This is a genomic window from Bacillus tianshenii, from assembly GCA_020524525.2.
In the GTDB taxonomy this organism is placed as follows: Bacteria; Bacillota; Bacilli; order Bacillales; family Bacillaceae_N; genus Bacillus_AV.
Map to the genome: position 1 here is coordinate 2,222,624 of CP129018.1, position 22,153 is coordinate 2,244,776.

Below are 22,153 nucleotides of genomic sequence, written 5' to 3' on the forward strand. Positions count from 1 at the left end.
CTTGATAAACAATTAAATTCCTGCAAGATTCGACAATATTTTTTCCAATTCTACACGGAAATGTTCTTTATCTTGTTTTGTATATGCTTTAGGTCCTCTTGTTTTTTGACCTGCTTGTCTTTGTTTCGCATGTACAAATCGAGAGAACAGTGCAGGTTCAATATTCGCCTCGTTATATTCTTTTCCTCGCGGGGATAACACATAAACGTTTCGTTTCAGCAAAAGCCCTGCTAGTCCAATATCTTGAGTAATAACAAGGTCATAAGGTTTTACATGATTGACAATATATAGGTCAACTTCCTCTTGGTTGGTATCGACAAAGACCCATTCACCACCAGGCTTATCATGAATCATATGGTTATAAGAAGAGATAAAAATGACTGAACAATGATAAGCAGCTGCAATCTCAACTATGTCTTTTTTCACAGGACATGCGTCCGCATCGACAAAGATCGTACACATGCTTTCGTCATATTTTTCTATTTCTACATCCCTCCTCATAATCCTTCTTTGAAATTTATGTTTTAAATTTCAGAATTTTGTCGAGCCCAGCAAAATTTTTGCAAAAACGAATCGTTTATCAGTGAATAAACTTATACTTTTCTAGTTTATTCCTAATTTCTCTACTCTAAACCTTTAAATAGTAACTAAATCACAATTTTTCATTATAATATACTTTAAGCAATTTGGCTATCATTTAGCCTAAACTTTTTTATAGAAAAGTTTAGGCTGTATGCCGTGAAAAATATAGAAAGCACAGTATTGACTGTGCTTTCTGAAGCAAACTTTCTTTGCTTTTATATAACGTACCATTTGATTATAAAGTTTCAATTTATTCACTACGATGATGTAGGATATTCAAAATAACATTAGCAGTTTCCTCTACCGCTTTGTGAGAAACATCAATGACTTCACAATCAATCCGCTTAATAACCCGTTCAAAATACTGAAGTTCTTCTTTAATACGATCAATGTTTGCATAACTCGCCTTGTCATTCAAACCAAGGGCTTTCAATCGCTCTCTGCGAATTGTATTTAATTTATCTGGACTAATTTTTAATCCGAAACATTTCATCGGGTCAACTTCAAATAATTCTTCTGGCGGTTCTACTTCAGGTACAAGCGGCACGTTTGCCACTTTTAAACGTTTATGAGCTAAGTATTGTGAGAGCGGTGTTTTGGACGTACGAGAAACACCGACAAGCACGATATCAGCTCGGAGAATGCCACGAGGATCACGCCCATCGTCATACTTAACAGCGAATTCGATCGCTTCTACTTTCTTGAAATAATCTTCATCGAGCTTATGTACAAGCCCTGGTTCATGTCGTGGGTCACGATTATACTTCGCTTGCATTTTATCAACCATCGGACCAATAATATCGACTGTTTCTACGCCTTGCTTTGTTGCCTCTTCTAATAAAAATTTCCGCATTTCAGGTACAACTAACGTAAAACCAACAATCGCGTCATTTTCTTTGGCTAGTTGAACAACTTCCTTTAAGGTCGCTGTATCTTCAACGTAAGGCACACGTTTTATTTCAATACCAAATGAATGAAATTGGCTTGATGCAGCTTTGACGACTAGCTCAGCCGTTTCGCCGACGGAATCGGAAACGACATAAACAATTGAACTACTCATTCCGTCTCCATTCCTTTCTATTTTGTAGTACAGGTTAGTGTATCACTATATCATTTCATCTTTTGCAAGTTCAAGCAACGCTTTTGTCATGTTTGTTTTGGTAATTCTGCCTACAACTTCATAGCCTTTCTCTGTCTCTTTCACAACTGGGACGGCATCAATTTGTTTCTCAATAATTTTCTGCGCCACATCAATTAATAAATCCTCTTTTTGAGCATACGTAATATTTGGCATGCGCGTCATAATAATGTTGACAGGGATGGCTTCAAGATCACGCTTCCCGATGCTTGCACGCAATAAATCCTTACGTGATAGCACCCCTACAAGTAAGGCATGCTTATCAACGACAAACAATGTTCCAACATCCTCAAGGAACATTGTACAAATCGCATCATAGACAGAGACGTTCTCTTCTACGACGACAGGAATTGATTGGTACTCATTCACACGAAGTTTGCGAATTTTCTCAGTCAACAATTGCGAACCAGTTTTTCCTGTATAAAAATAACCGACACGGGGTCGTGCTTCAAGGTAGCCAGCCATGGTTAAGATTGCGAGGTCTGGTCTAAGTGTTGCTCTAGTCAAATCAAGTCGATCTGCAATCTGTTCACCGGTAATTGGGCCATTATCTTTTACAATCTGCAAGATGTGCTCTTGCCGTTTATTCAGTTCGATTGTTCTCACCACCTTTGTACCATGGAAAACCATTAATGCTGAACAAATGCTGTTTCTATATAATATTATATCTGATATATACGATTTCCGAAAGAATCTTATATCATAATTAAAGATTTAGGTCATACTTTATAATACTAGCACATATAAGCGAGAAAAAAAGCCTGTTTATTCAACAGGCTTCTCATTCGAATAGCTTTATTTAAACACAATCTCATTGAAATGAGCAAATGTCTTGATTGTATTAGCGATACTTGCCATGAAGCTAAGTCGGTTTTCGCGTACTTTTTCATCTTCTGTCATAACCATAATATTATCAAAATAGTTGTCAATATGAGGCTTTAACGCAGCAAGCTGAGTATAGGCTTCTTTGACATTCCCATTGTCAATTGCTTCTACCACAGATGCTTCAACTTTTACATAGTTTGTATAAAGTTCTTTTTCAGGTTCTTCATGGAATAAATCGGCTTCATACTCTTCTGTTTTTGCCTTACTAGAAATATTCGTCACACGACTTAATGCTTCAACTGTTTCCTTAAATGTTTCATCGTGAAGCTTTTCTTGTAGTAATTCCGCTCGCTTCACAAGTACTGCAGGCTTCGCAATTGGACCGGCAAGCACTGCTTCAATCACATCATAACGAATACCTTTTTCATTCAAAATGTTTTTTAGGCGTAATTTGAAGAAATGAATAAGTTCGTCAAGTACATCGCTGCCTTGACGTTTTAATAATTGTAAATTCTTCATTTCCTCTACAGCTACTTCAAGCAATGTTTCAAAACGGATGCCCCATTCCTTCGTAATAAGCGTCTGCATAATGCCTGTCGCTTGACGACGCAATGCGTAAGGATCTTGTGAACCAGTTGGAATTAAACCGATGCCAAAGCAGCCAGCAATCGTATCTAACTTATCGGCAATACTGACAATAGCTCCAGAGTCAGTGCTAGGTACATCATCACCTGCTGAGCGCGGCATGTAGTGCTCATTAATGCCAATCGCTACTTGTTCATCTTCACCAAACAAGCGGGCATACTTTTCACCCATAATGCCTTGCAGCTCAGTAAATTCGTTTACCATATTCGTCACAAGATCGAATTTGCAGATAGTTGCAACACGATCTGCCTTCTGCTTCGTTTCTGTGCTGACTGAAGCAAGCGCACTGATTTGACCAGAAAGCTCTCGAACACGGCGAACTTTTTCTCCGATTGTTCCAAGCTCTTCATGAAAGACAATGTTATCCAAGCGTTTTAATGATTTCTCGATCGGTTGCTTCTGATCCTCTTCATAGAAGAACTGTGCATCAGCGAGACGAGCACTCAATACTTTTTCATTCCCTTTTGCAACAGTTTCAAGTGCACGTGCATCTCCATTACGTACAGTAATAAAATATGCCAACAAGTCTCCATTAGCATTTTTGACTGGGAAGTAGCGTTGATGCTCTTTCATCGACGTAATCAACACTTCTTCAGGCAAATTCAAGAATGCTTCATCAAATGTTCCATACAAAGCAGTTGGATACTCAACAAGGTTATTAACCTCTTCAAGCAGGTCTTCATCAATCGGAATAACCCAGCCTTCATCATCGGCAAGGTTATGTAATTGTTTACGAATTGCTTCTTTGCGTTCCTCAGCATCCGCAAGGACGAATTGTTCTTGTAATTTCATTTTATATTGGCTAGGGTCTTCGATTGTGATTTGTTCACCTAAGAAGCGATGGCCATACGTTGTATTGCTTGTTTTGACGTTTGTAATTTCAAATGGCACTACCTCTTTCCCAAATAGGCAAATGAGCCATTTGATTGGACGTGCATAGCGCATTTGATTTGTTCCCCAGCGCATATTTTTCGGGAAGTTCAAGCCTGTAATCACATCTTTCAATTGCGGAAGAAGTGTGAATGTTGGCTGACCTTCAGAAAATTTATTAACGAACACATACTCTGCGCCTTTAATTTCCTTGAAGAAAATGTCATTCACATCAGCACCTTGGCCTTTAGCAAAACCTTGTGCCGCTTTCGTCCAGTTACCTTCTTCATCTAAAGCAATTTTCCTTGCAGGTCCACGTGCTTCTTCACTAATATCTGCTTGCTTTTCTGCCACACCTTTTACAATGACTGCAAGGCGACGAGGTGTTGAGTAAGCTTGTACCCCTTCAATTTCAATACGGTTTTCTTCAAACCACACAGCAACTTTATCAGCAAGCTGCTCCATTGCATCCGTTACGAAACGCGCAGGTAATTCTTCTAGTCCGATTTCTAGCAATAAATCTTGTTTACTCATGATCAGCTGCCTCCTTACCTTTCAACATTGGGAATCCTAACCGTTCACGCTCTTCTACGTATGCTTTTGCTATGCCACGAGCTAAGTTACGCACTCGGCCGATATAACCTGTTCGTTCTGTTACAGAAATCGCACCTTTTGCGTCAAGCAAGTTGAACGTATGGGAACATTTCAACACATAATCATAGGCAGGGAAGACAAGACCTTCTTCCATAATGCGTTTTGCTTCTTTTTCATATGTGTTAAATAAGTTGAAAAGCATTTCTGTATCAGACATTTCAAATGTATATTTGGAATGCTCATATTCTGGCTGATAAAAGATATCCCGAACTGTTACTCCGTCAGTCCACTCTAGATCAAAGACATTTTCTTTATCTTGAATGTAAGACGCCAAGCGTTCAATTCCGTATGTAATTTCCACCGAAACAGGTTTTGCTTCAAGGCCACCGATTTGCTGGAAGTACGTAAACTGGGTAATTTCCATCCCGTCAAGCCATACTTCCCAACCAAGGCCTGCTGCACCTAGCGTTGGATTTTCCCAGTTATCTTCTACAAAACGAATATCATGCTCAAGTGGATTAATCCCAAGCGCTTTCAATGAATCTAAGTAAAGCTCTTGAATATTGTCAGGAGAAGGCTTCATAATTACTTGAAACTGATGATGCTGATATAAGCGGTTCGGATTTTCTCCGTAACGGCCGTCAGCTGGACGACGTGAAGGCTCAACATAAGCAACATTCCAAGGCTCAGGTCCAAGGCTTCGCAACAATGTCATCGGGCTCATCGTCCCTGCACCTTTTTCAGTATCATATGCCTGCATGATAATACAATTTTGATTGGACCAATGTTCTTGTAATTTCAAAATCATTTGCTGGATATTCATTTGTACACCTCCGAATAAATTTAAACTCTTCTTCGAGCATTAAGAAAACTCTCGTCTCTATGCTCGTATGCAACAAGCATAGGGACGAGAGTTCTCCCGCGGTTCCACCCTATTTGCCTTCTAAAAAAAAGGCCACTTTATAAGACGTGCTCCAGAGCGCCTTCCTTACTTCTCTATTCCCCGGCTCGCACTATCCCAGGTTCGCTTGTATAGAGATGAGGTAAGTACTACTCTCTTTCAATGCACATATAATGTTTGTACTTAATTTTATTAGAAATCATACATAATCCGCAACAAGTTGTCAACTTTCATTTTCAAAGTGGCTTAACTGCTCCAAGAAACGTCGAGACTTAAGAAAAACACCAGAATGTGCTTCATTATAAGCGGTTATCATCTTCTTCAACTCATCTTTTGTCTGTTGTTTAACAGAGACTGTACCGAGTTTTTTTATATCAAAATAAAAGAATAAGCGAAGTAGTTTCAATGCAGGCTGACTGACTTGCATTCTGTACGGATCGACGTTGAAACATTGATTACATAGCAAACCGCCCTCCCGAACGGAGAAGGCGAAAGTTCCTTCTGTGCGACCACAATTTGCACACCCATTTAAGTAAGGTGGGATGCCAGCTACCTCAAACATCTTCACCTCATAAATGTACATAAGAATGTCTAAGTCAATTCCTTCATGCATATAGATTAACGTCTGATACAGCAACTCAAAAAGAAATGGGTTTGGCTGCTTATCTTCTGTCAGCTTATCAGTTAATTCAACTATATACGCAGCATAAGCAGTCTTAAAAATATCCTCGCGCAAACTTCGAAATGATTGAATGAGTTCTCCCTGCTGCATGGAGCCCATCCCACTTCCTTTCTGCACGAGGAAACTTCCGTACGTAAAGAGCTGCGTTAGAGAGGCGAGCCGGCTTTTCGGCTTTTTCGCCCCTCTGGCCATAACAGCTATTTTCCCTAAATCTCTCGTAAAGAGGGTTACGACTTTGTTCGTTTCGCCATAATCACTTGTGCGGATGACGATTCCTTCTGTTTTTGTAAACAATCACGTCACCGCCCATACTATTAAGCAAAAAAGGTCTACCTAAGCTAAAGGAGTGTTGATTTCTGCCAGTTCTTCACTTTCGTCTTCAGGCTTTCCATTGTCTCTTTCAATTTCTTTCATCAGAAGATACGTATCAATATTTCCTGTTTCACTGAAAATCTTCCAAGTCAGATCTAACAAAAGAAACCCCACCTTTCGTGATTAGTTACACTAGCTGTGCTCCTCTTATCTTTTAGCTTGACCCTTGAATACTACAAAGATGTAAGAGAAATTTTGCTAATGGTTAAGCTTAATAATCATCCTTACGATAACCGTAGTCATTCAAATGAATTTGCTTATTTCTCCAATCTTTCTGTACTTTAACCCACAGTTCAAGAAATACCTTTGACCCAAGTAACGTCTCAATATCTTGTCTTGCCCGTTTGCCAACTTCTTTCAACATCTTACCTTGCTTTCCGATTATGATGCCTTTTTGAGAAGAACGTTCAACAACGATTGTTGCGCCGATATCGATTATATTACTGTCCTCACGGCGCTCCATATTTTCAATGTATACAGCAATCGAATGTGGTATTTCTTCTCGCGTTAGGTGAAGCACCTTTTCACGGATAAATTCAGAAACGATAAAACGTTCCGGATGGTCTGTCAGCTGATCTGCCGGATAGTACTGCGGCCCTTCTGGCAAATAGCCTTCAATCTGCTCAAGCAATGTTGATACATTATTTCCTTCAAGAGCCGAAATTGGTACGACTTCTGTAAAGGGATAAAGCTCCTTATATTGAGAAATAAGCGGAAGCAATTCATCTGGATGTATTTGATCGATTTTGTTAAGTACTAAAAACACCGGCTTCTTTCTTGACTTCAACCATTCAATAATAAACCGGTCGCCTTTTCCGATTCCTTGTTCTACGTTCACCATGAACAATATGATATCCACTTCATTTAACGTCGCTTGTGCAGCATCGACCATGAAATCTCCTAGCCTAGACTTCGGCTTGTGTATGCCAGGTGTGTCAATAAACACGATTTGGCTGGAATTTGTAGTATATACACCTTGCACTTTATTACGAGTTGTTTGCGGTTTGTCACTCATAATCGCAATTTTTTGCCCAATAACACGATTAAGAAATGTTGATTTTCCAACATTCGGACGTCCAATAATTGCCACAAACCCTGAACGGTAGCCTTCGTTATTCATTTAGATCCTCCGGTACGAATGCTCCTGGTAGTAATTGCTGCACAGTTGTCTCTTCAACATCGCCTTGTAGGTTTGTTAAAATAACGGGCATATCAGCTGGGCATAGCTCCACCATTACTTGACGGCAAGCACCGCATGGAGGAACTGGTCGGTCAGTGTCAGCAACTACCGCCATCGCTTGAAAGTTCCTTTCCCCTTCTGAAAAAGCTTTAAACATTGCCGTTCTTTCTGCACAATTGCAAAGACCATAAGCAGCATTTTCAATATTACATCCTTTGACGATTTCACCAGCTTCGGTTAGTAGAGCAGCGCCAACCTTAAACTTTGAATATGGTGTATACGCCTGTTCTCGTGCCTCTTTCGCTGCTTGAATGAGTGTTTCTTGATTCATAAAAACAATCCTTTCTTTCCCCTGTAAGTCCTGTTGCTGTAACTTCTTCAATTCCATTACTGAATCTATTTCAGTTATCAAACTTTGTATTCGGATCTTCTCTCTACCCACCAATAAACAAATGTCTCTCTATTCCTATTCTACAACAAATTGAATTCGTTTACATTATGTGTTTGTAAAGAAATTTAAAATGGGCTTATAAAATATTGCGATACCAATCACTACTGCGATAATGGTGTAAATGAGCACCGCAGCTGCCGCAATATCTTTTGCTTGCTTGGCAAGTGGATGAAATTCTTCCGTAACAAGGTCAACCACTTTTTCTACGGCAGTATTCATCGCTTCTAGGCTAAGAACTCCACCGATTAATAATAAAATAACAAAGATATCTTCTCTCGGCAGGTGCAAAAGCCAAGCCAATACAAGCACCAAAATTGTTATAACGACATGAATTTTCATGTTACGTTCATGTTTTACCACATAATACAGCCCACAAAACGCGTAAGAGAAACTTTGCCCTAGCCGCGACTTCCCTCTACCTGTGAAGGCCATATCCTTCTAAAATTTCCTTTTGTCGATTGGTCATGATTTTTTCATCTTCTTCATTCATATGGTCATAACCTAATAAATGTAAAAATCCATGCACACATAAAAAACCTAATTCACGTTGCATAGAATGCCCATATTCTTCTGCCTGTTCTTTCATCCGATCAATGGAAACGATGATATCTCCAAGCATACGTGGCAAATCAGTTCCTTGAATTTCAAGCTCACCTTCACCCATTTCCTCTAAGGCAAATGAAATAACATCGGTCGGATTGTCTTTTCCGCGATAATCGCGATTTATTTGTTGAATTTCCGCATCATCAACAAATGTTACTGACATCTCTGCATCTTTTTCAACGTTTTCTTTCGTAGCTGCATACTGTAGTAGCTTGTTCATTTCAGTTCTGTCTTCCTCTGATAAAAATCCTTGTTCATCAATAAAGTCAATATTCATGCTTGCTTCACCTTCTTCTTTGGCATTTCTGGATATTCAATTCGTGAATGGAAGATGCCATTCAATGTTTCACACATCGTTTTTGCTGCAATATCAATTTCTTTAAGTGTTAGATCACATTCATCAAACTGTCCATCTTGAAGACGGTCAGAGATAATATTACGGACAAGATTTTCAATTCGCTGCGGCGTCGGGTTCTGCATTGAACGTACGGCTGCCTCTACACTATCAGCAATACCGACAATTGCAGATTCTTTTGTCTGTGCTTTCGGACCTGGATAGCGAAAATCTGACTCACGCACATCCTTCGACTTCTCTTTTGCTTGATGATAAAAGTATTTTAACAAGGTTGTACCATGATGCTGCTCGGCAAAATCGATAATTTCTTGTGGGATTTTATATTCCCGCAGCATCTTTGCACCATCATATGGATGAGCTGTAATAATCGTTTTGCTGAGTTGTGGGGCAATTTTATTGTGCGGATTTTCCATATTAAGCTGATTTTCAATAAAAAAGCGTGGTCGTTTTGTTTTACCGATATCATGGTAATATGCCCCAACACGAGCTAAGAACCCGTCCGCACCAATTGCTTCACATGCTGCATCTGCCAAGTTTGCAACCATCACGCTATGATGATATGTTCCAGGTGTCTCGGTAAGAATCTTACGTAACAACGGATGATTCGGATTCGAAAGTTCAATTAACTTTATTGTTGATAGCATTCCAAAACCAGCCTCAAAAAACGGCATAAGACCGAGCGTTAACACGGCTGATAGAAAACCAGACAATGCAGCCATCAAAAGATATGTGCCAATTTCCAAACTTGTGTATTGTCCGTTTTTTATCATAAACAAAGCAGTAATAGCTACCATATTTACCACTGAAATATAAAACCCTGCTTGTAAGATTTTCGAACGGCGGTTATGTTTACTTAAGAAAATAACCCCGGTAATCCCACTCAAGAAAAAGTAAACACCAATAATAAAGTTAAAAGACTCAATGGTATCCTCATTAAAAATAATACTTCCGCAAATCGCAAGCGTCATGCTTGTAATAATAGCTGAACGATCGTTAATGAGCATTTTGATCAGCATGGTTGCCATTGCCACAGGTACAGCATAAGCGATAACTGAAAACTGCTGAAAAAGGCTCAAAATCTTCATCAGCGCAATCATAATTGCATACACTAGAACATAAATCACTAAGTATTTATTTTGACTATGAACTAAATCTGTCACATCTTTAAAGAAATAAGCGGTAAGAACGATTAAACACATAACAAGCAGCCCAAGTCCGATATATGTTAATGGATTAAGGCGTTCGTCCAACAACCCCACTAAATCAAGCTGACGGTATACATCACGATCAACAACTTGTCCTTCTTTTACAAGTACTTGACCTGCACGAATTTTCACAGGCTGAACAGATTCCATCATTTGTTGCTTCTTTTCAGCTGTACCTTTTACATCATATACATAGTTAGGGATTATCGCATATTGTCCAATTGCTACCATTGATGAGCGAAGGCCCGAAGGCAGGTTTACCTTTCGTAAATCTTTTGCAATCTGCTCTTTCACCTTATCCTCTTCCCCAAACTTAATGCGCCCTTTCATATTGCTCTGTACAGCAGTAATTGTTGTGTTTTTTGCTGTATCCAGCTGATCAAGCGATGCTGTCAGTAAATATGTCATCTCCTGTGGTGTAATCGCTTGACGCATTTCTTCTGCAACCTGCTTTTCAAACGCTGACAGTCTCTTACCCAAATTTTCCAACTCTTCATTTGCTTTAACCTTAATAGCCGCATCAAACAAATCCGCAACCATATCAACACGATGCTGTGTATACTCAGTTTTTAAAATATATTGATCTTCAACTGCAGCCGCTGCTTCCTGCCGCTTCTGCACAGTAGACTCCCAGTCTTCCACCGTGACAGGAGACAAAATATCACGATCAGCAATTGAAAATAACGTGATATTCAACTTTTCCGGCTGAATATTACTAAACATGGCGACGTAAAGCACGATACTTAGAAGTAAGTACAAGCTGACTGTAACGGCACGTTTATCTTGGATATGCTGCAAACTCGTTTTCCAACTTCTAATTGGTTTCATCCCTGCATTACCTCTTCCCTGGTACCCTGAAGGAGACCGCTCTTTGACTCCATAACAGATTGACTTATGACCTCGAGCCCCTAGCCGCCGTAGCTAGACATCTTGAAAAGCAAAGGCGGGCCGCTTAGAAATATTGTTCACTGGAGGCTTCTCACATAGAGGCGCTTTTTGCCTCGGTGTGGGAAGTTGAAGTGACACAAATTTCTGCCCGCCGTAGCTAGAGCAAAAAGAAGCCTATAACCTTTCTTTTCTCTACCATGTGAAAGCATTAGAAAAACTCGGCGTAAGCCGAGCTAATATGAAAACCGAAGCACGGCTTACACTACGCAAAACGAATAACCCTTTCTTTCCCTAAGACAAAGCGTTAAACAGTGTAAAGATAACCCAACGAAAACAAGGTTTCATTGGGTTAAGCTTCGTATTGTTCGTATGCTTCTATAATACTTTGAACGAGCGGATGACGAACTACATCTGCTTGCTCAAGATATAGAAATGAAATGCCTGACTTCCCCTTTAATACATGCTGAGTAACCGCAAGACCTGACTTTACGCCTTTCGGAAGGTCAACTTGTGTTATGTCGCCTGTTACGACCATTTTGGATTCAAAGCCAAGACGTGTTAAGAACATTTTCATCTGTGCAGGAGTCGTGTTTTGTGCTTCATCTAAAATTACAAATGAATCATCAAGCGTTCGACCGCGCATATAGGCAAGTGGTGCAATTTCAATTGTGCCGCGCTCAATTAAACGCTGGGTATGTTCTGCCCCTAATACATCATTTAATGCGTCATACAATGGGCGCAAATAAGGATCAACCTTTTCTTTCAAGTCACCTGGCAGAAAACCAAGACTTTCGCCTGCTTCTACTGCTGGTCTCGTCAAAATAATGCGCTTCACCATACCTTTTTTCAAAGCATCAACTGCCATAACTACGGCTAAGTACGTCTTCCCGGTACCAGCTGGGCCGATTCCAAATACTAAATCGTTTTTCTTAATTGCCGAAACATATTTACGCTGTCCTAGCGTTTTTACACGAATCGGCTTACCTTTGGCATTTTTCGTAATCTCTTGCTCGAATAATTCTGCAAATTGATCAAGCATCCCTTGCTGGCCAAGCTGAATCGCATAGACAATATCACGTTCAGAAATGTTCGCTCCTGAACGGATGACACTTAGCAATTGATGAAGCACCTCACCAATTAACTTGACGGTTTCTTCATCTCCAGATACACCGATTGCTCCGCCTCTTGTTACAATGGATACTTCGAGTTTTTCCTCGATAATCTTCAAATGCCTGTCGCCTGTACCAAATAAGGCGAGTGCTTCGTTCGGATTTTCCACATGTAAATCAATCGTATGCAAATCTTTTGTCATCCTTTAGTCTCCTTGAATGATTGGTTGTTCCACTGCAATATCTTCTATTACTTGGTAGTGTATTGTTAGTTTTACTTTACCATTCTCAATCGCTTGGTGCAAAACTTTTTCGCCCTTAATAACAGCATCTTTTCCAATCCGACTGATTAGTTCTTTTTTCGCCATTTTCTTACCTTCCATTACTGCTGTTTTCTGGTCATATTGTCGAAGAGATTGCTTTTTTTCGAGGTAGAGTTTTTGTTCATATGCAAATGGTGTTGTCCAATTTAAAAGCAGAAATGGCGTTTTCTTTGTATTCGTTTCATACGCTTCGTATGGCACCTCTTTGAACCCCCAAAATGGGAAGGAAAAGTTTCCGATGTAAAAAAGGTGCTTTGCCTGCTTCTCGCCTGTCAGTACACTGAATTTCGTTTTAAGCGGCACTACAACTCGTGACTGGTACCACACTTCCCCGAGCACTTCTCCTTTTGCAGCAGCCATTTTTGTTTGCCCTTCTTTGCCAATAATGCCTGAGACGAGCACGTCACCTTTGTCGACAAAATCATCAACTGATACAATCGGTTGTCCTTCTTCAACAAACATGTCATGAATAACAGCGCGCTTCTTCGCAACTAAATGTTGCGGCCCTTTCACTTCCTGAAGCTCTACCTTTTTCTCCTCAACAACCTGGAAGTGATAGGTTGTACCCTTTCGCTCCACACCAAGCCATGTAAGCCCGTCAACCTGAAGTGTTAATTCCCGCTGAATTACAGCTGTATCTGGCAGTGTAATGATTAGCTTTCCCCGTTTAATGCCATATTCATTAACTGCTTTCCGAAGGGCATGCTCGACATCTGGCTCTGCCCCTTTAATTTCAATCCCCCACACCATATTTGAAAGCACAAATAATAACACAATGAACGCCAGCAATCCTCCTACAAACCCACTGTTCCGAAGTGCCCTTGTTTGTAAAAAAGGCAATCCTCTCCGCTCGATAAATCGCAGTTTACAGTGATAAGCACGTGCGTAATGTCGAAGTGCTTTCACATCCTTTACTTGTACATAAGCTATAAAACTTTCTTCACCTGTTCGTTTCATTTCCCACATATGTATGCCCATTTTTGCACTATGATTTAAAAAAGGCTCAAGCAGCCTGCCCTCTACGACGACTTTCGTATATCCATAAAAAAAGGATGTCCAATGATTTTTCAACATCATCCCTCCGTATAGGACTGTCATTTATTCCGAATCATCTATAAAGCGAACCTCATCAATTTGTCCTTCAAGCAAAATTTCTTCTGGAAGCATTGTTTTAAGCACAAACTCCTTTCCCATTACAAGTAGCTGACCTTGCTTTAATGACAAACGCAGCTCATTGTCCGAGAACGCCAAGAGGCCGCGGTGATTTTCAATATATATGTGAAGCTGTCCAATCATTGTTATTCGCGGCAAATCCATCACAACATCTGCAGGAAGTTCAGCCTTCTGCATAACCCAGCGCTTCATTTTCTGTCTCCATTTCCTCAATTGACGAACCCCCTTTCAACTCATATTTATGACCCAACCAACACTTCTATCACTAATAAATAATATAATGGAGAATGTGAACTGCTTTACGAAAATAAAAAAAGCGCTGATGCCGAAATGGCAATCAACGCTTTTTCTGATAGATTCTTGCTGCTGAATGGGGTTTGCGAGAGCGAGGTTCTCCTAATATCTCTGAGAACATCACACCTTCGACGACTCTTTTTTTGGATAACGATCCAAATTGCCCTTCTATTTCTCGTTTCTTTCTTTTCTTTGGCTTTGAAACTTGCGGCTTTGCTTGTACTGTTTGCAGCTCCTGTTGCTTTTTCTTTAACTCTTCATAATAACTCTTAATAGAGCTCGTTTGCTCGCTAGGAGTCTCTTCAACATGGATAGACTCTCTGCGTACAGTTTCTTGCTTACGCGGTTCATAGGGTTGCTGTGGCTTTGATCTTTGCCGTTCGCGGGGTTTTTGGGGCGACTCCTTATTGCTGTCTCCGCCTGCAGCCCGCTTAATAACCCCCCACAATCCAACCAAAATAAATACGAGCACTGGTAGGTTTGCTAAGATCATTTCAAAGAGCTGTTCCATTATTGATCACTTTCGTCTTCATCGTCATCTTTCGTCAGCTTACCAATGGAATCACGCATATCTGTATCAGCCATCACATTTTGAAAGTTCATATAATCCATTACACCGATATTACCAGAACGCAACGCTTCAGCCATCGCAAGCGGTACTTCCGCTTCCGCTTCTACTACTTTTGCACGCATTTCTTGAACACGCGCACGCATCTCTTGTTCTTGTGCAACTGCCATTGCGCGACGTTCCTCAGCCTTCGCTTGCGCAATATTTTTATCTGCCTCTGCTTGATCCGTTTGTAATACAGCTCCGATATTTTTACCAATATCGATGTCTGCGATATCAATTGAGAGAATTTCAAATGCTGTTCCTGCATCAAGGCCTTTTTTCAGCACTGTTTGTGAAATCAAGTCTGGATTTTCAAGTACTTTTTTATGGTCATGTGAGGAACCAATTGTACTTACAATCCCTTCACCAACACGAGCAATCACTGTGTCTTCACCAGCACCACCGACGAGGCGGTCAATATTTGCACGAACAGTAATACGAGCTTTCGCTTTCACTTCAATCCCATCCATCGCCACACCAGCGATAAATGGTGTTTCAATTACTTTCGGGTTAACGCTCATTTGTACAGCTTCAAGTACATCACGTCCCGCAAGGTCAATCGCAGCACAACGCTCAAAGCTTAATTCAATATTTGCACGTTGCGCAGCAATCAATGCATTGACAACACGATCAACATTACCACCTGCTAAATAGTGACTCTCCAGTTGGTTTGTTGTAACATTCAAGCCTGCTTTATGTGCCTTAATTAATGGATTAATGACACGGCTTGGGATAACACGACGCAAACGCATTCCCACGAGTGTAAAGATACTGACATGGACACCTGCGGCTAACGCCGAAATCCACAGCATCACCGGAACAAATGTAAATAACACAATTAACGCAACAATAATAAGACCAGCAATTAATAATACTGCAATTGTATCTGGACCCAACATTTCTTTCCTCCTCTAGTTCGTACTCTTATAGTTGTTCTTCCTTAGCCTCTCGCACGATAATTCGTGAACCAGAAGCCTTAATGACGACAATAGGTTGGTCAGCAGCGATAAATCCTCCTTCTGTTACGACATCAATGCGGTCCTCCTCAATGAGCGCGGTGCCCGCTGGGTGCAGCGGTGTAATCGTTTTCCCGACCTTCCCGACTAATTCTAAGCGATTTTCATTTGACACATACCCTTTATCAGTGGATGTCGAGTCTGACAAAATAATATGCCTAAAAATCCCTTTCTTATAGCCAAGAAGCTTAAATAAAACAACTGAACCAATCACTGTAACAATAAAGGCAATTAAAATCGCCATTGCCATATACCCCACATCATTTCCACTTAAGATTAAACTTATAATAATTGCCGCCACACCTGCTAATCCGACAATCCCACCTGGAACAAATAATTCTGCTATTATTAGTACAATCCCTGCTATCAGTAAGATAATCGATTCCATTCCAGCTAACCCAGCCACTAAATGACCGTAGAAGAACAACACAAGTGCAGATGCCCCCATAATCCCCGGAATACCAAACCCAGGTGAGTAGAGCTCAACGACAAGCCCTAAACTTGCAATAGATAACAAGATAGGCACCACAACAGGATTGGTTACAAAACGAGCAATATGCTCAGCAAGTGATACCTCTGTTTCCTTAATTGTAGCCCCTGACATCTTTAAAAAATCTAAAATCTCACCTCGTGTTTCCACAATGGCATCTGCATAGCCAACTTCCTTCGCTTGGGAGGCTGTTAAAGTAAGCAGCTTGCCTTTCGGTGCGTCATATTTCGGTAAATCAACAGACGGATCTGCCATTGCAATTGCATAGACAGGGTCTCTGCCGCTATATTCTGCAGCACCTTTCATCTCAGCACGCCAATAGGATTCTGCCTTTTTGCCGGCCGTGTTTCCTTGCTGATCAATGATCGCTGCCGCTCCCATGGTTGCACCGGGTACCATCACAATATGATCGGCATTTAACGCAAGGTATGACCCAGCAGAAATGGCATTTTTATTAACAAATACAGTTATCGGAATCTTCGTTTCACGCATTAACTTCGCAATATCTGTTGCAGCAGGAACCGCCCCGCCAGGTGTGTTCATTTCGATAACAATTTGGTCAGCACCAGCTTCTTCTGCTTCTTCAAAAGAACGCTTCATAAATTGAAGAAGTCCTTTCTCAACTTCCTTTTCAAACGGGACGAAATAAACTAATCCCTTCTCTTGTGCATTTGCAGGAGTCAGTAGAATGCTTGAAAGCAATCCAACTAACAGCAGCGGAAGAATGACCAACCGCATCCACTTCATTCTGCTCCACCTCCCTTTATAGGTGTTCTATATTAAGTTTTCTATTGAAAGGAAAATAATATGCGTACCTCTAATACGTTAGCGATTTAAAAAAAGTTTCAAAGATCCGTGAGAAACTTCATAAAAATTACTTTGCCAAATAAAAAAGAACAACATCCTCGCAGGATGTTGTTCTTCCTTTATGAAAGGTGTTTCATGACTGCTTGGTTCACTTTGGAACCATCAGCTTTCCCTTTCACCTTGGGCATAATCGCGCCCATCACTTTTCCCATATCAGCTTTAGAAGACGCTCCAACTTCTGCAATTGTTTCTTGCACAATTTGGTCGAGTTCTTCATCTGACAATTGTTCAGGCATATATGTTTGCAACACATCGATTTCTGATTGTGTCTTTTCCGCTAAATCATTACGGCCTGCTTCTTGGAACTCGTGGAGGGAGTCTTTGCGTTGTTTCAGTTCACGATTAAGGATAGTAAGCTCTTCATCTTGCGAAAGCTCATCTTTGCCTAATTTAATCGCTTCGTTTTGCAATGAAGCTCTTACCATACGAATTACTGCAAGCTTATCTTTGTCGCGGTTTTTCATTGCTTGTTTCATATCGTCGGTTAGACGTTCAGCAAGCTTCATCAGAACACCCTCTCTTAAAATTTACGCTTTTTACGAGCCGCCTCCGATTTTTTCTTACGACGAACGCTTGGTTTCTCGTAAAATTCACGCTTGCGGTACTCAGCAAGTGTGCCACTCTTAGAAACACTGCGCTTAAAGCGGCGAAGAGCGTCCTCTAAAGATTCGTTTTTGCGAACGCGAGTATTAGACATAATTTTCCCTCCCTCCGAAACAGCCAATCACAATAAAAACATATCTACATGAAGTAGACACGTCTTTGGTCATTATATAACATCATGTATTTATTTGCAACAACATGATTTTTCGTCATACGTTGAGAACCTGTCCATATATTGGTGTAGAAGGAAGGTGTTCGGCGTATGCACATGTTAAGCTTTTTAATGGTCTTTATTATGATTTTTTTAATGGGGATGTCGATTATGCGTTATGGACTTTTTCACCTTGCCCATGACACCTTACAGCAAAAGTTAGTTCATATCACTGATACTCCATTGAAAGGTATGCTGGCTGGGACTTTGATTACCGCTGTTCTTCAAAGCAGCTCTGCGGTTACAGTAATGACGGTTGCACTTTGTGCAGCTGGGTATCTAACCTTTGAAAAAGCACTCGGTATTATTCTCGGTACCAATATCGGTACTACGGTCACACTTGAAATGATCAGTATCGACCTTGGACAACTAGCCTTACCTCTGCTTATTTTTAGCGCTCTTCTTATGATGATATCGCGAAAAAAATTATTTGACGTTGGAAGCATTTTATTTGGCTTTAGTTGCTTATTCATTGCAATGAACGGGTTTTCCTCACTTGCAAGCTTTTTTAGCGAATCACCACTTTTCACAAACTTACTTACAGCAGACACGAAAGGACATGTAAACGGGATTTTATTCGGAACCGTGTTAACAGCTATCCTTCAATCTTCCACTGCTGTAACAGGAATGGGTATGGGTATTATCGAAAAAAGCTCGATTCCTCTCTCAACAGGTATCGCCGTTATGCTAGGCGCAAATATTGGCACATGTATAACAGCTTTTTTAGCCAGCCTTCGTGCAAATAACCATGCAAAATTAACTGCATACGCTCACATTTGGCTAAATATTATTGGGGTCCTTGCCTTTTACCCACTTATTCAACTGCTGACAAATACAGCCATGATACTTGCTGATTCACCTGATGTTCAGCTCGCTCATGCCAGTGTTATTTTTAACGTACTTGTCTCACTCATTTTCTTACCACTAATTAAGCCGTTTGCAAGCTTCATCAAAAGGGTTCATCGCCAGGAATAGAAAAACCTCAAGGCAATACTTTACCTTGAGGTTTCGTTTTAAGAAATTTTTTCGCCGACATGATCATCTTCTACGACACGGACAAATTCACCTTCGCTGTATGGATAGCCCGCTTTTGTAATTTTCACTTTTACAATTTGACCGATCATTTCCTCAGTGGCTGGGAATTTCACCTTCAAATAGTTATCTGTATAGCCGACATAAAGGCCGCTTTCTGGGTCTTCCTTCGAAATTTCTTCTGGAATCACTTCAAGCACGTCACCTTCATATTGAGCTGCATATTCTTTTGCAAGCTGGTTTGAAAGTTCGATTAAGCGATGAACACGCTCATTTTTCACTTCTTCATCCACTTGGTCTTCCATACGTGCTGCAGGTGTGCCAGTACGTTTTGAATAAGGGAAAACATGAAGCTCTGAGAAACGGTTCTCTTTAATAAAATCATACGTTTCTTGGAATTCTTCTTCTGTTTCACCTGGGAAGCCTACAATCACGTCCGATGTAACGGCAAGCCCTGGTAACGCACGGCGCAAGTGGTCAAGGCGTTCTTGGAAGAACTCCATTGTATACTTACGGCGCATTCTCTTAAGCACAGAGTTTGAGCCTGATTGCAGCGGCACATGTAAATGGCGAACAATTTTATCAGACTGATCCAACACTTCAATAACCTCATCTGTTATTTGGCTTGCTTCAATAGAAGAGATTCGAATGCGTTTCAAGCCTTTTACTTGCTCATCCAAGTCACGCAGTAATTTAGCAAAGTTATAATCTTTCATGTCTTCACCATAACCGCCTGTATGAATGCCTGTTAAAACAATTTCTTTGTAGCCAGCATCTACAAGTTGCTGCGCTTGTCGAACAACTTCTTGTGGATCACGAGAACGCATTAAACCGCGAGCCCATGGAATAATACAAAATGTACAGAAATTGTTACAGCCCTCTTGAATTTTAAGCGATGCACGCGTACGGTCTGTAAAAGCAGGTACTTCAAGCTCTTCATAGACACGTGTTTTCATAATGTTGCCAACACCGTTGATCGGTTCACGTTCACGCTTATATTGCTCAATATAATCTAACATTTTCGTACGATCTTGAGTACCAACTACAATATCAACGCCTGGAATTGCCATAATTTCAGCAGGTGATGTTTGCGCGTAACAGCCTGTTACACAAATCACTGCATCAGGATTACGGCGAATGGCACGACGAATCACTTGACGACTCTTCTTATCGCCCGTATTTGTTACCGTACATGTATTAATAACATAAACGTCAGCACGTTTTTCAAAATCTGTTCGTTCATAGCCAGCATCAGAGAACAATTTCCAAATTGCCTCTGTTTCATAATGATTTACTTTACAACCTAATGTATGAAAAGCAACTGATGGCATGATGTTCACCTCAATAGTTCAGTTTGATAAGAGACAGCTGAAAGAAAATAAAGAGGTGCTGTTTCCGTTCGTAAAATGCGTGGTCCAAACCCACAGGAAACAAACCCTTCTGCTTTCAATGCTGAGACCTCTTCTTCTGTTAAGCCGCCTTCCGGACCAACAACAACAAAGATTTTATCGTCTTGCTTTATGTTTTGTAAAGCTTTTGCAAGCGCAGCTGTCTCACCTGCTTTCGCTTCTTCTTCATACGCGATTACTTTCACGTCCGCGTCTTTTGCTAAGCGTAATAATTCTTTAAACAAGACAGGTGTAGAAACCACTGGAATCACTTGGCGATGCGATTGCTCAGCCGCTTCCTTTGCAATCTTTTGTAATCGTTCCTGCTTTTTTCTTCCCTTTTTTTCATCCCACTTGACAATTGAGCGGGATGCAAAAAAAGGCAGAAAGCCCCTTGCACCAAGCTCAGTTCCTTTTTGAACAATGTATTCAAGCTTGTCTGATTTCGGTAGTCCTTGAGCAATTGTCACTGCCACAGGCAGCTCTTGCTCTTCTTCAAGCTGTTTAACTTTCTGTAATTGAACTGCTTGTTTGTCTACTTCTTGTACTTCACAGAGCCAGCTTTGACCGGCTTCATCGCAACAAATCACTTCATGGCCAGACTCCATCCGCATCACACGTGAAATATGGTGCGCATCATCACCTGTAATCGTATTATTTGTTCATTACTGACTTGATCATTTTGAATAAAATAACGCTGCAAAGCTGTTCACCTGCTTCTAGTTCTTTTTCGCAATAATTGCTACCCAGTCTTCCATATTTAACGTTTCTTCAATATGGAAACCGACTTCTTCTAAAGCGTGCTTTACTTGATCTCGTTTTCCTTTAATAATTCCTGATGTAATGTAGTAGCCGCCTTTTTTCACTTTATCATAAGCGTCCTGCGGGAAGCGAAGAATGATTTCAGCAAGCAGATTTCCGACAATGATATCTGCTTCACCTTCAACATAGTCTAGAAGGTTGTTTTGTTGAACAGAAATTTGATCATGAACTTTGTTTAGTTTCACATTCATTCTAGCACTCTTAACTGCTACGTCATCTAAGTCATATGCGCGGACACGTTCGGCACCAAGCAATACAGCAGCAATACTTAATACACCGGAACCTGTACCGACATCGATCACATCATCGCCTGGACGTACATACTTTTCAAGTGCTTGCATACATAGAACAGTTGTCGGATGTGTCCCCGTACCAAACGCCATACCCGGGTCAAGCTCAATAATTAACTCATCTGTGTTAACAGGCTGATAATCTTCCCAAGTTGGTGTAATCGTAATCCGCTCAGATACTTTCACTGGCTTATAATATTTCTTCCACGCTGTTGCCCATTCTTCTTCATTTACTTCACTAAGCTCAACCGTGTTATGCCCAAGGTCGATATCATACAGGAGAAGGTTGTTAATGCTTTGTTTAATCTCTGCAACTGTTTCTCCTAAGAAACTATTAACCGGGAGATACGCTTTAACCATAACACCTTCTTCTGGATAATCATCAGGATTCAAGTCATACATCTCTCCTAATGATGTATCCCATACTTTCACAAGGTCCTGCGGGTCTTCAATCACAACCCCACTAGCCCCTGCCTCATGCAAAATGTAAGAAATTGGTTCTACCGCTTCTTGTGTCGTGTGGATGCTAAGTTCTGACCATTTCATGTTTACCAGCTCACTTTTTTTGATTTCATGAACAACCTGCATGCCGATAACAGCATGCAGGCTGATTACTTCATCTTAATGAAAGTAT

General features: G+C 40.6%; 23 protein-coding genes and 1 pseudogene. 1 reads left to right on the forward strand and 23 read right to left on the reverse strand.

Annotated elements, in window-relative coordinates:
* Window positions 1–12 precede the first annotated feature (12 nt).
* The 20 genes from LC040_11260 to rpsU form a co-directional block, all read right to left on the reverse strand.
* Window positions 13–501: a DUF188 domain-containing protein gene (locus tag LC040_11260; GenBank protein WLR49874.1), complete on the reverse strand. Its 489-nt coding sequence runs from the start codon at window positions 499–501 to the stop codon at window positions 13–15.
* Window positions 502–832: 331 nt separating this feature from the next.
* Window positions 833–1,642, reverse strand: coding sequence for a pyruvate, water dikinase regulatory protein (locus LC040_11265; protein ID WLR49875.1), 810 nt, complete (start codon window positions 1,640–1,642; stop codon window positions 833–835).
* A 45-nt stretch (window positions 1,643–1,687) separates the two neighbouring features.
* Window positions 1,688–2,350, reverse strand: coding sequence for a helix-turn-helix transcriptional regulator (locus LC040_11270; protein WLR49876.1), 663 nt, complete (start codon window positions 2,348–2,350; stop codon window positions 1,688–1,690).
* A gap of 165 nt (window positions 2,351–2,515) precedes the next feature.
* Window positions 2,516–4,594, reverse strand: a complete 2,079-nt coding sequence (glyS, locus tag LC040_11275; protein WLR49877.1) for a glycine--tRNA ligase subunit beta — start codon at window positions 4,592–4,594, stop codon at window positions 2,516–2,518.
* Window positions 4,587–5,477 carry a glycine--tRNA ligase subunit alpha gene (gene glyQ, locus LC040_11280; GenBank protein ID WLR49878.1) on the reverse strand — a complete coding sequence of 297 codons (891 nt, stop codon included), beginning with the start codon at window positions 5,475–5,477 and terminating at the stop codon, window positions 4,587–4,589. The genes glyS and glyQ overlap by 8 nt, the downstream gene beginning before the upstream one ends.
* Window positions 5,478–5,778: 301 nt before the next feature.
* Window positions 5,779–6,531, reverse strand: a complete 753-nt coding sequence (gene recO, locus LC040_11285; protein WLR49879.1) for a DNA repair protein RecO — start codon at window positions 6,529–6,531, stop codon at window positions 5,779–5,781.
* A gap of 39 nt (window positions 6,532–6,570) precedes the next feature.
* On the reverse strand, window positions 6,571–6,711 hold the full coding sequence (locus LC040_11290) for a YqzL family protein (GenBank protein ID WLR49880.1): 141 nt from the start codon (window positions 6,709–6,711) through the stop codon (window positions 6,571–6,573).
* A gap of 109 nt (window positions 6,712–6,820) precedes the next feature.
* A complete protein-coding gene (era, locus tag LC040_11295) occupies window positions 6,821–7,729 on the reverse strand; it encodes a GTPase Era (protein WLR49881.1) in 909 nt (302 codons plus the stop codon).
* Entirely contained in the window at window positions 7,722–8,177 is a 456-nt protein-coding gene (locus tag LC040_11300) for a cytidine deaminase (GenBank protein WLR49882.1), read from the reverse strand. The genes era and LC040_11300 overlap by 8 nt, the downstream gene beginning before the upstream one ends.
* A 108-nt stretch (window positions 8,178–8,285) precedes the next feature.
* A complete protein-coding gene (locus LC040_11305) occupies window positions 8,286–8,672 on the reverse strand; it encodes a diacylglycerol kinase family protein (protein WLR49883.1) in 387 nt (128 codons plus the stop codon).
* Window positions 8,656–9,120, reverse strand: coding sequence for an rRNA maturation RNase YbeY (gene ybeY / locus LC040_11310; GenBank protein WLR49884.1), 465 nt, complete (start codon window positions 9,118–9,120; stop codon window positions 8,656–8,658). Before ybeY ends, LC040_11305 begins: the two co-directional genes overlap by 17 nt.
* Window positions 9,117–11,231, reverse strand: coding sequence for an HD family phosphohydrolase (locus tag LC040_11315; protein ID WLR49885.1), 2,115 nt, complete (start codon window positions 11,229–11,231; stop codon window positions 9,117–9,119). Before LC040_11315 ends, ybeY begins: the two co-directional genes overlap by 4 nt.
* Window positions 11,232–11,640: 409 nt before the next feature.
* On the reverse strand, window positions 11,641–12,603 hold the full coding sequence (locus LC040_11320) for a PhoH family protein (GenBank protein WLR49886.1): 963 nt from the start codon (window positions 12,601–12,603) through the stop codon (window positions 11,641–11,643).
* Between the two features lie 3 nt (window positions 12,604–12,606).
* Window positions 12,607–13,800 carry a sporulation protein YqfD gene (yqfD, locus tag LC040_11325; GenBank protein ID WLR49887.1) on the reverse strand — a complete coding sequence of 398 codons (1,194 nt, stop codon included), beginning with the start codon at window positions 13,798–13,800 and terminating at the stop codon, window positions 12,607–12,609.
* Window positions 13,801–13,821: 21 nt separating this feature from the next.
* Window positions 13,822–14,088, reverse strand: a complete 267-nt coding sequence (gene yqfC, locus LC040_11330; GenBank protein WLR53272.1) for a sporulation protein YqfC — start codon at window positions 14,086–14,088, stop codon at window positions 13,822–13,824.
* A gap of 145 nt (window positions 14,089–14,233) precedes the next feature.
* Window positions 14,234–14,701: a hypothetical protein gene (locus LC040_11335; GenBank protein ID WLR49888.1), complete on the reverse strand. Its 468-nt coding sequence runs from the start codon at window positions 14,699–14,701 to the stop codon at window positions 14,234–14,236.
* Entirely contained in the window at window positions 14,701–15,696 is a 996-nt protein-coding gene (gene floA / locus LC040_11340) for a flotillin-like protein FloA (GenBank protein ID WLR53273.1), read from the reverse strand. The genes LC040_11335 and floA overlap by 1 nt, the downstream gene beginning before the upstream one ends.
* A gap of 28 nt (window positions 15,697–15,724) precedes the next feature.
* Entirely contained in the window at window positions 15,725–17,053 is a 1,329-nt protein-coding gene (locus LC040_11345; protein WLR49889.1) for a nodulation protein NfeD, read from the reverse strand.
* A gap of 179 nt (window positions 17,054–17,232) precedes the next feature.
* Complete coding sequence (locus LC040_11350; protein WLR49890.1) at window positions 17,233–17,679, reverse strand: GatB/YqeY domain-containing protein; 447 nt, start codon at window positions 17,677–17,679, stop codon at window positions 17,233–17,235.
* A gap of 14 nt (window positions 17,680–17,693) precedes the next feature.
* Entirely contained in the window at window positions 17,694–17,870 is a 177-nt protein-coding gene (gene rpsU, locus LC040_11355) for a 30S ribosomal protein S21 (GenBank protein WLR49891.1), read from the reverse strand.
* A 168-nt stretch (window positions 17,871–18,038) separates the two neighbouring features.
* Here rpsU and LC040_11360 point away from each other — a divergent pair, with 168 nt between their 5' ends.
* On the forward strand, window positions 18,039–18,962 hold the full coding sequence (locus tag LC040_11360) for a Na/Pi symporter (protein WLR49892.1): 924 nt from the start codon (window positions 18,039–18,041) through the stop codon (window positions 18,960–18,962).
* A 38-nt stretch (window positions 18,963–19,000) separates the two neighbouring features.
* Here LC040_11360 and mtaB read toward each other — a convergent pair whose 3' ends face one another.
* The 3 genes and pseudogenes from mtaB to prmA form a co-directional block, all read right to left on the reverse strand.
* A complete protein-coding gene (mtaB, locus tag LC040_11365) occupies window positions 19,001–20,350 on the reverse strand; it encodes a tRNA (N(6)-L-threonylcarbamoyladenosine(37)-C(2))-methylthiotransferase MtaB (GenBank protein ID WLR49893.1) in 1,350 nt (449 codons plus the stop codon).
* A gap of 5 nt (window positions 20,351–20,355) precedes the next feature.
* Window positions 20,356–21,110, reverse strand: a pseudogene (locus LC040_11370) (16S rRNA (uracil(1498)-N(3))-methyltransferase).
* A gap of 16 nt (window positions 21,111–21,126) precedes the next feature.
* On the reverse strand, window positions 21,127–22,065 hold the full coding sequence (gene prmA, locus LC040_11375; GenBank protein WLR49894.1) for a 50S ribosomal protein L11 methyltransferase: 939 nt from the start codon (window positions 22,063–22,065) through the stop codon (window positions 21,127–21,129).
* Between the last annotated feature and the right edge of the window lie 88 nt (window positions 22,066–22,153).

Bases quoted from the DNA above. Each gene is read 5' to 3' on its own strand.
- LC040_11260 (WLR49874.1), bottom strand. From the start codon at position 501: ATGAGGAGGGATGTAGAAATAGAAAAATATGACGAAAGCATGTGTACG.
- LC040_11265 (WLR49875.1), bottom strand. From the start codon at position 1,642: ATGAGTAGTTCAATTGTTTATGTCGTTTCCGATTCCGTCGGCGAAACG.
- LC040_11270 (WLR49876.1), bottom strand. From the start codon at position 2,350: ATGGTTTTCCATGGTACAAAGGTGGTGAGAACAATCGAACTGAATAAA.
- glyS (WLR49877.1), bottom strand. From the start codon at position 4,594: ATGAGTAAACAAGATTTATTGCTAGAAATCGGACTAGAAGAATTACCT.
- glyQ (WLR49878.1), bottom strand. From the start codon at position 5,477: ATGAATATCCAGCAAATGATTTTGAAATTACAAGAACATTGGTCCAAT.
- era (WLR49881.1), bottom strand. From the start codon at position 7,729: ATGAATAACGAAGGCTACCGTTCAGGGTTTGTGGCAATTATTGGACGT.
- LC040_11300 (WLR49882.1), bottom strand. From the start codon at position 8,177: ATGGAATTGAAGAAGTTACAGCAACAGGACTTACAGGGGAAAGAAAGG.
- LC040_11305 (WLR49883.1), bottom strand. From the start codon at position 8,672: ATGGCCTTCACAGGTAGAGGGAAGTCGCGGCTAGGGCAAAGTTTCTCT.
- ybeY (WLR49884.1), bottom strand. From the start codon at position 9,120: ATGAATATTGACTTTATTGATGAACAAGGATTTTTATCAGAGGAAGAC.
- LC040_11315 (WLR49885.1), bottom strand. From the start codon at position 11,231: ATGAAACCAATTAGAAGTTGGAAAACGAGTTTGCAGCATATCCAAGAT.
- LC040_11320 (WLR49886.1), bottom strand. From the start codon at position 12,603: ATGACAAAAGATTTGCATACGATTGATTTACATGTGGAAAATCCGAAC.
- yqfD (WLR49887.1), bottom strand. From the start codon at position 13,800: ATGATGTTGAAAAATCATTGGACATCCTTTTTTTATGGATATACGAAA.
- yqfC (WLR53272.1), bottom strand. From the start codon at position 14,088: ATGAAGCGCTGGGTTATGCAGAAGGCTGAACTTCCTGCAGATGTTGTG.
- LC040_11335 (WLR49888.1), bottom strand. From the start codon at position 14,701: ATGGAACAGCTCTTTGAAATGATCTTAGCAAACCTACCAGTGCTCGTA.
- LC040_11345 (WLR49889.1), bottom strand. From the start codon at position 17,053: ATGAAGTGGATGCGGTTGGTCATTCTTCCGCTGCTGTTAGTTGGATTG.
- LC040_11350 (WLR49890.1), bottom strand. From the start codon at position 17,679: ATGAAGCTTGCTGAACGTCTAACCGACGATATGAAACAAGCAATGAAA.
- rpsU (WLR49891.1), bottom strand. From the start codon at position 17,870: ATGTCTAATACTCGCGTTCGCAAAAACGAATCTTTAGAGGACGCTCTT.
- LC040_11360 (WLR49892.1), top strand. From the start codon at position 18,039: ATGCACATGTTAAGCTTTTTAATGGTCTTTATTATGATTTTTTTAATG.
- mtaB (WLR49893.1), bottom strand. From the start codon at position 20,350: ATGCCATCAGTTGCTTTTCATACATTAGGTTGTAAAGTAAATCATTAT.
- prmA (WLR49894.1), bottom strand. From the start codon at position 22,065: ATGAAATGGTCAGAACTTAGCATCCACACGACACAAGAAGCGGTAGAA.